The organism is Microbispora sp. CSR-4 (assembly GCF_008033685.1).
Taxonomy (GTDB): Bacteria; Actinomycetota; Actinomycetes; order Streptosporangiales; family Streptosporangiaceae; genus Microbispora.
Genome location: NZ_VJVX01000078.1, coordinates 20,698 through 27,145, shown reverse-complemented (window position 1 = coordinate 27,145; position 6,448 = coordinate 20,698). Strand labels below are relative to the sequence as shown.

At 70.4% G+C, this 6,448-nt stretch carries 5 protein-coding genes; 3 read left to right on the top strand and 2 right to left on the bottom strand.

Going from position 1 to position 6,448, the window contains the following annotated elements:
• Nucleotides 1-166: 166 nt before the first annotated feature.
• On the bottom strand, nucleotides 167-301 hold the full coding sequence (locus FLV34_RS42950) for a hypothetical protein (protein WP_260617574.1): 135 nt from the start codon (nucleotides 299-301) through the stop codon (nucleotides 167-169).
• On the opposite strand from FLV34_RS42950, the gene FLV34_RS36080 reads away from it, so the two are divergent.
• Both FLV34_RS36080 and FLV34_RS36075 read left to right on the top strand, forming a co-directional pair.
• A complete protein-coding gene (locus FLV34_RS36080) occupies nucleotides 300-596 on the top strand; it encodes a LysR substrate-binding domain-containing protein (RefSeq protein ID WP_222709752.1) in 297 nt (98 codons plus the stop codon). The genes FLV34_RS42950 and FLV34_RS36080 overlap by 2 nt on opposite strands.
• Before the next feature lie 194 nt (nucleotides 597-790).
• A complete protein-coding gene (locus FLV34_RS36075; protein ID WP_142652764.1) occupies nucleotides 791-1,369 on the top strand; it encodes an NADAR family protein in 579 nt (192 codons plus the stop codon).
• A 109-nt stretch (nucleotides 1,370-1,478) separates the two neighbouring features.
• On the opposite strand, the gene FLV34_RS36070 is transcribed toward FLV34_RS36075, so the two are convergent.
• Nucleotides 1,479-4,223, bottom strand: a complete 2,745-nt coding sequence (locus FLV34_RS36070) for a beta-L-arabinofuranosidase domain-containing protein (protein ID WP_147945244.1) — start codon at nucleotides 4,221-4,223, stop codon at nucleotides 1,479-1,481.
• Between the two features lie 569 nt (nucleotides 4,224-4,792).
• On the opposite strand from FLV34_RS36070, the gene FLV34_RS36065 reads away from it, so the two are divergent.
• The gene (locus FLV34_RS36065; RefSeq protein ID WP_142652564.1) at nucleotides 4,793-6,391 is read left to right on the top strand and encodes a lectin; all 1,599 of its coding nucleotides are present in this window, start codon (nucleotides 4,793-4,795) and stop codon (nucleotides 6,389-6,391) included.
• Nucleotides 6,392-6,448: the final 57 nt, after the last annotated feature.

The following is a 6,448-nucleotide window of genomic DNA, read 5'->3' as shown; positions in this document are numbered from 1 at the left end:
GCCGTCCTCGCCCTCCGCCTCACCAGCACCCGGCGCCGCCGCCGCATCGAAAAGCTGATCCTCCTCAACAGCCGCGGCACCCCCCTCGGCACATGAGCCCCCGGGCCCGCCACGTACGGATGGAAGGGCGGGGAGTGGACGCCGAGCGACGGCGGCCGTGCGCACCTCAGCCGAACGCGGCCTCGGTGACCGGCGCCCACTCCCGCCACTCGCGCAGCCGCTCGGCGTAGATGGCCTCGATCTCGGGGAGCGTGTTGCCGAGGACGAGCCGCCGGGGCGGCTTCTCGGCGTCGGCGAGCATGAGTATGGGCCCGCGCGGCGACCCGCAGTTCGGTGCCAGGCCGGCGCTGCCTGAGCCCCGCATCGCCCACCGCATCCGCGACTGGAACGCCAGGCTCGGCTTCGTCGCCGCCGGGCTCGGCATCACGACCGTCCCCCGGATCGCCGTCTCCGGCCTGCCCGCCGGGATCGCCATCGTCGAGGTGGACGACCCCGCCCATTCCAGGCGTACCGCCCTGGCCGTGACCAGGTCAGATCCGTCTCCAGGACAGCGCGCCGTCGTCGCGGCCCTCCGAGCCGCGGCCGAATCCGCATGACCCCGTGCACCGAGACCGGGGCGTTCAACGACCCGGACACGATGGAGGTCGGCCGGGGCGGCATGACCCGGGGCGGTGCGGCGCGGTCCGAGGGTGGTCGGCTGCCTGTCGCGCCGCTGGTGTCTCGGGCCCTCATTGGCGCGAGGAGCGTTGCCGTAACTCGATGGCCGGAACGAGGCCGCCTGTGGCACGGTATGGGCGTGTCCGAGCAGATTCCGCCGCCTCGCAGCGTGGACGAGGCGATCGCCGCCGAGCAGGCGGGCCGCGCCCCGCGTTACCTGTACTTCTGGGGCCACCGGCCGGCCCGCGACGGCGGCATCGGTCGCGGCTGCCTGTCGCAGTGGTGGCCCGCCGCCTTCACCGAGGACGGCCGCACCTTCGCCTCCGCCGAGCACTACATGATGGCGCACAAGGCCTGGCTGTTCGGCGACGAGCGGACCGCCGAGCGGATCCTCGCGGCGGACCACCCGCGTGAGGTCAAGCAGCTCGGCCGCGTCGTACACGGCTTCGACGACCAGGTATGGGCGGCCAACCGGTTCGACATCGTGGTCCGCGGCAGCATCGCCAAGTTCGGCCAGAACCCGGAGCTGACGCGCTTCCTGCTCGGGACCGGAGACCAGGTCCTGGTGGAGGCGAGCCCGCTCGACCGGATCTGGGGCATCGGCCTGGCCTCCGACGACGAACGCGCCGCCTCCGCCTCGACCTGGCAGGGCCTCAACCTGCTCGGCTTCGCCCTGATGGCGGCCCGTGACGCGCTGAAGCCCGGCCTGTGACGCGCTGAAGCCCGGCTCGTGAGCGCGGACGCCGCCCCGCCACATCACACGTGAGAGGCCACCGGCGGCGCCGTCCCGCGTACGACGCCGCCGCCCGCTCGTCTCCTGACTAGACGAACCGCCACAGGTGGTCGCCTGCGCCGTTGTCGTCGGCGAGCACGATCTGGGCGCCCTGCGCGGTGGAGCCGCCGCTGACGCCGAGGACCCGGCCGCCGTTGGCGCACTGGATGCGGAAGTATCCGTTGGATCCGTACCGCAGCCGCCACCGGTGGTCGGCGGTGCCGTTGTCGTCCCACTGGAGCGCCCGCGCGCCCGCTGCGGTGGACATGTTCTCCACGCCGAGCACCTTGCCGCTGTTGGAGTTGCGCAGGCGCAGGTAGCCGCCGGAATCGACCACAGCGGTCCACAGATGGTCGGCGGTGCCGCTGTCGCCCCACTGGATCACCAGGCCGCCATTGGCGGTGGACATGTTCTGCACGCCCAGCACCAGCCCGCTGGCCAGGTTCTGGATGCGCCGGGCGCCGTTCGGCACGAACCGCCACTGGTTGTCCGCGCTGCCGTTGTCGGAGTCCTGCACCGCCTGGGTCCCGTTGGCGGTCGAGCCGCCCTGAATGGCCAGCAGTTTGCCGCTGTTGACGTTGCGGATCTTGTGCGAACCGTCGCCCACGTCGATGATCGTCCAGCGGTGGTCGGCGGTGCCGTTGTCGCTCCACTGCAGCACGCGGGCGTTGTCGCCGGTGGACATGTTCTCCACCCCCAGCACCTTGCCGCTGTTGACGTTGCGCAGCCGTACGGCGGTGCCGTCGACGACCATCTCCCAGTCGTGGTCGGCGGTGCCGTTGTCGGTCCACTGGAGGGCGAGACCGCCGTCGGCGGTGGACATGTTCTGGATGCCGAGGACGAGCCCGCTGGCCGCGTTGACCAGCCGGAAGCTCGCGCTCCCGCCTCCGCCGCCACCGCCACCGGTGTTCCAGTAGACGGTGTAGTTGTGCCCGTGGGCGTCGTGGAACGGGCCGAGGGTGACCGGCGACCCGTTGGCGGTGGCCGTGAACGTCAGCGCCGTGGTGCCGGTGCGGGTGATCGAGGAGGTGTCGAGGGCGGGCAGCGCCGACAGCGCCGTGTTGCCGTAGTTCCCGGCCAGGACGACCGGGCCGTACGTGATCGCCGCGACGTTGGGGTTGTCGTTGGCGGCCTTCATGACCACGCGCATCGGCAGGCGCACCGTGACGGTGTCGCCGGAGGCCCAGACGCGGGTGAGGGTCGCGTAGGAACCGGGAGTGGTGTCGACGTTCTGCTGCTCGCCGTTGACGCTGATCGTCGCCCCGGTGGCCCAGCCGGGGATGCGCACGCGCATCGACCATGACCCGCCGGCGGTGCCGTCGACCCGCAGCGTGACGGTGTCGCTCGCCGGATAGGACGTCGTCTGGGTGACCGTGATCCCCCGCTGGGTCCAGTTCAGGACCGACGGCGTGAACAGGTTCACGATCAGGGTGGTGCCGTTGTGGAAGTACACGGAGTCCATCAGCGCCGTGTTGACCTCCACCCCCGTGCCCTGGCAGCACCAGAAGGAGGTGTAGTCGGTGCTGTAGGTGCCGCCGCCCCACGCCGGGCCGACGCCTCGGCGGCCGCCCGGCTTGAGCGGCGTGAAGTAGGTGACGTGCCCGTGGCCGTCGGACGGGTTCTGCGCGCCGATGATGTGGTTGAACAGCGCCTGCTCGTAGAAGTCGAAGTACGCCGCGCGGTCCGGGTCGAGCAGCCACAGCTCGCGGGTCAGCTTGAGCATGTTGTAGCTGTTGCAGTGCTCGCAGGTGTCGTTGGTGAGATACCCGGCGATGGCGTTCGGGGCCCGGAAGTGCTCCGCCTGGCTGTTGCCGCCGATCGCGTACGTGTGCGCGCCGACGGTGATGTTCCAGGCGTTGGTGGCGATGTCCTGATAGCGGGTGGCGCCGGTCGCCTTGTATTCGCGGGCCGCGCCGATCCACTTGGGCACCTGGGTGTTGGCGTGCAGGCCGTTGAGCTGGTCCTGGCCGGCCGCGAGAGGGTTGAAGACGGCCGCATGGTCGAACCGCTGCGCCACGGTCAGCCAGCGGGCGTCGCCGGTCTGCTGGTAGAGGTCGGTGAGCACGGCGTTCATGCCGCCGAACTCGGTGCCGAGCATGGCCTGCATCTGGCTGCCGTTCAGCCTGCCGGTCCGCTGGTCCACCCATCCGGCCAGCGCCAGGAGCACGTCGCGCGCCTGGGTGCTGCCGATGTGACGCCACACGTCGAGCAGGCCGGCCATGGTCTTGTGGACGCAGTAGTACGGCACGTTGCCGTTGCTCAGCGTGCGGGCCTCGAGCGCGGTGAAGTCGGACTCGGGGAAGCCGGACAGATATCCGGCGTTGAAGCCGGCGGCGCCGTTGTTGGCCTGGCACTTGGCCAGCTCGGCCACCATGTAGGTCGCCTTGTCCCGGCAGGTCGTGTCGCCGAGCACCGCCCACGCCTGCGCCCACGCGGTGAGGAAGTGTCCCTGAATGTGGGTGCGGAACGGGAAGTTCGGGGCGTCCCATCCGCCGTTCGTGGCGGCGCCGCCGGTGGACAGGCGGTGGTTGGCCCGGAAGTTGTAGAGCAGCCGATCGACGTCGACGAACCGCAGGTATGACAGCGTGCGGTTCTGGTTGTCCAGCCAGCGGCCCCCGGTCAGCCGCACCTGGCCCAGCTCGAAGGCGTACGCCGACACGCCGATGTCGGCCCGGGCCGGTGCGACCGAGGCTTGGGCGGCCCGCGAGCCGGCGACCTCTCCGACGGCGGAGGCCACGACGGCCGCGCCTGCGGCGTGGAACAGCCTGCGCCTGCTGAAGGATGAGGGCGGCACGTGTCCTCCTGAACGTCTGCGCAGTGTTAGCGCTACCAAAATCGCGCGTTCGTCATCCCTCGTGGGATGACGTGGAACGAGGCGCGGGACATCCGCGGAACCGAGGGGCGCTCTCCCTGCCGCAGGAGCGAACGGTGGGCGGCGAGACCGCCGCCCACCCCCGCTCCGACAGGAGACCACCCGGGCTCAGTCTGGGAAACCGCCCCGAAAACTGTCAAGACCGTGTCGGAAACTTTCGCCTGATCACTCGACACGATGACTCTCCTGCCTGCGCCGATGCGAAATCCGCTGCGGCAACGTTCCGAAAAATGCGCTGTCATGGTGGATTCGGCTGAAACTTTCACCGGCGCGCGCGTCGCGGCCCGGTGACCGCGCCCGGTAAGGGCAGGCGGCGCGGCGTCAGGCGAACCACACGCGCCGCAGCCCCTTGACGGAACCGGCGAGGTCGTATTTGCTCCGCCGCACACCCATCGGCAACCGGCAGGAGGACCGGCCCGGAGCGCGATGTTATCGATAACAGCGATCGGCCCGCGCCGAGGGCGACGGGCCGGCCACGGACAAGGAGTCAGATGCGCAGGATCGTTGGATGGGCGCTGGCGGCGGTGCTGGCCGCCGGGTCCCTGGTCGCGACCGGCGGCATGACGTCGCCGGCCGCCGCGTTGGACAACGGGCTCGCCCGTACGCCCCAGATGGGGTGGAACGACTGGAACAGTTTCGGCTGCAACGTCAACGAGAACCTCGTGCGGCAGACCGCGGACGCCATGGTCTCCAGCGGCATGGCGGCGGCGGGCTACACGTACGTCAACATCGACGACTGCTGGTCGACCAAGAGCCGCAACGCCAACGGCGACCTGGTGGCCGACCCGCAGAAGTTCCCCAACGGGATCAAGGCCCTGGCCGACTACGTCCACTCCAAGGGGCTGAAGCTCGGCATCTACTCGTCGGCGGGCACCACGACCTGCGCGGGCTATCCGGCCAGCCTGGGCTACGAGCAGCGGGACGCCGCCCTGTGGGCCTCCTGGGGCATCGACTACCTGAAGTACGACAACTGCGGCGACCACCAGGGCAAGAACGGGCAGCAGCGCTACACGGCGATGCGTGACGCGCTCGCCGCCACCGGCCGTCCGATCCTGTTCAGCCTGTGCAACTGGGGCCAGGAGAGCGTCTGGACCTGGGGCATGCAGACCGGCAACTCCTGGCGCACCACGGGCGACATCCAGGCGAACTGGAACTCCGTCATGGGCATCCTGGACCAGCAGGTCGGGCTGGAGGCCTACTCGGGGCCGGGCGGCTGGAACGACCCCGACATGCTGGAGGTCGGCAACGGCTCGCTGACGGCGACCGAGGCTCGGGCGCACTTCAGCCTCTGGTCCCTGCTGAACGCGCCGCTCATCGCGGGCAACGACATCCGCTCGATGAGCGCCGAGACCCGCTCGATCCTCACCAACACCGAGGTCATCGCCGTCAACCAGGACTGGGGCGGCCGGCAGGGCCACAAGATCAGTGACAACGGCAACCTGGAGGTGTGGCGCAAGCCGATGGCGAACGGCTCGGTCGCCGTCGTGCTGCTCAACCGGGGAAGCGGCACGGCGACCGTGTCCACCACCGTCTCCGCCCTCGGCCTCGGCGCCGCCGCCTCCTACTCCGTACGCGACCTGTGGGCGCACACGACCGGCTCCTCGTCCGGGACGATCAGCGCGTCGGTGCCCGCGCACGGAGCCGCGATGTACGTCGTGAGCGGAGGAGGCCTGGTCACGCCGTCTCCCACGCCCACTCCCACCGGGACGAGCGCGATCAAGGGCGTGGGGTCGGGCCGCTGCCTCGACGTCGCCGGGGTTTCCCAGGCCAACGGCGCCCAGGTGCAGCTCTGGGACTGCAACGGGCAGTCCAACCAGCGGTGGACGCCGACCGCCTCGGGTGAGCTGCGGGTCTACGGCAACAAGTGCCTGGACGTGTACAACGCCGGCACCGCCGACGGCACCAATGTGATCATCTGGGACTGCAACGGGCAGAGCAACCAGAAGTGGCGGCTCAACGCCGACGGCAGCATCACCGCGGTCGGCGCGAACAAGTGCCTGGACGCCTACAACGCCGGCACCGCCAACGGCACAAAGATCATCATCTGGTCCTGCAACGGCCAGTCCAACCAGCGCTGGACCCGCGTCTGACCACATGTTCCGGGGGCGCCCTCGCCGCGAGGGCGCCCCATCGGGCGCGCTCCTCCG

What these genes read in the sequence shown, in the direction of transcription:
- FLV34_RS36080 (WP_222709752.1), top strand. Translation starts at nt 300, where the DNA reads ATGAGTATGGGCCCGCGCGGCGACCCGCAGTTCGGTGCCAGGCCGGCG.
- FLV34_RS42950 (WP_260617574.1), bottom strand. Translation starts at nt 301, where the DNA reads ATGCTCGCCGACGCCGAGAAGCCGCCCCGGCGGCTCGTCCTCGGCAAC.
- FLV34_RS36075 (WP_142652764.1), top strand. Translation starts at nt 791, where the DNA reads ATGGGCGTGTCCGAGCAGATTCCGCCGCCTCGCAGCGTGGACGAGGCG.
- FLV34_RS36065 (WP_142652564.1), top strand. Translation starts at nt 4,793, where the DNA reads ATGCGCAGGATCGTTGGATGGGCGCTGGCGGCGGTGCTGGCCGCCGGG.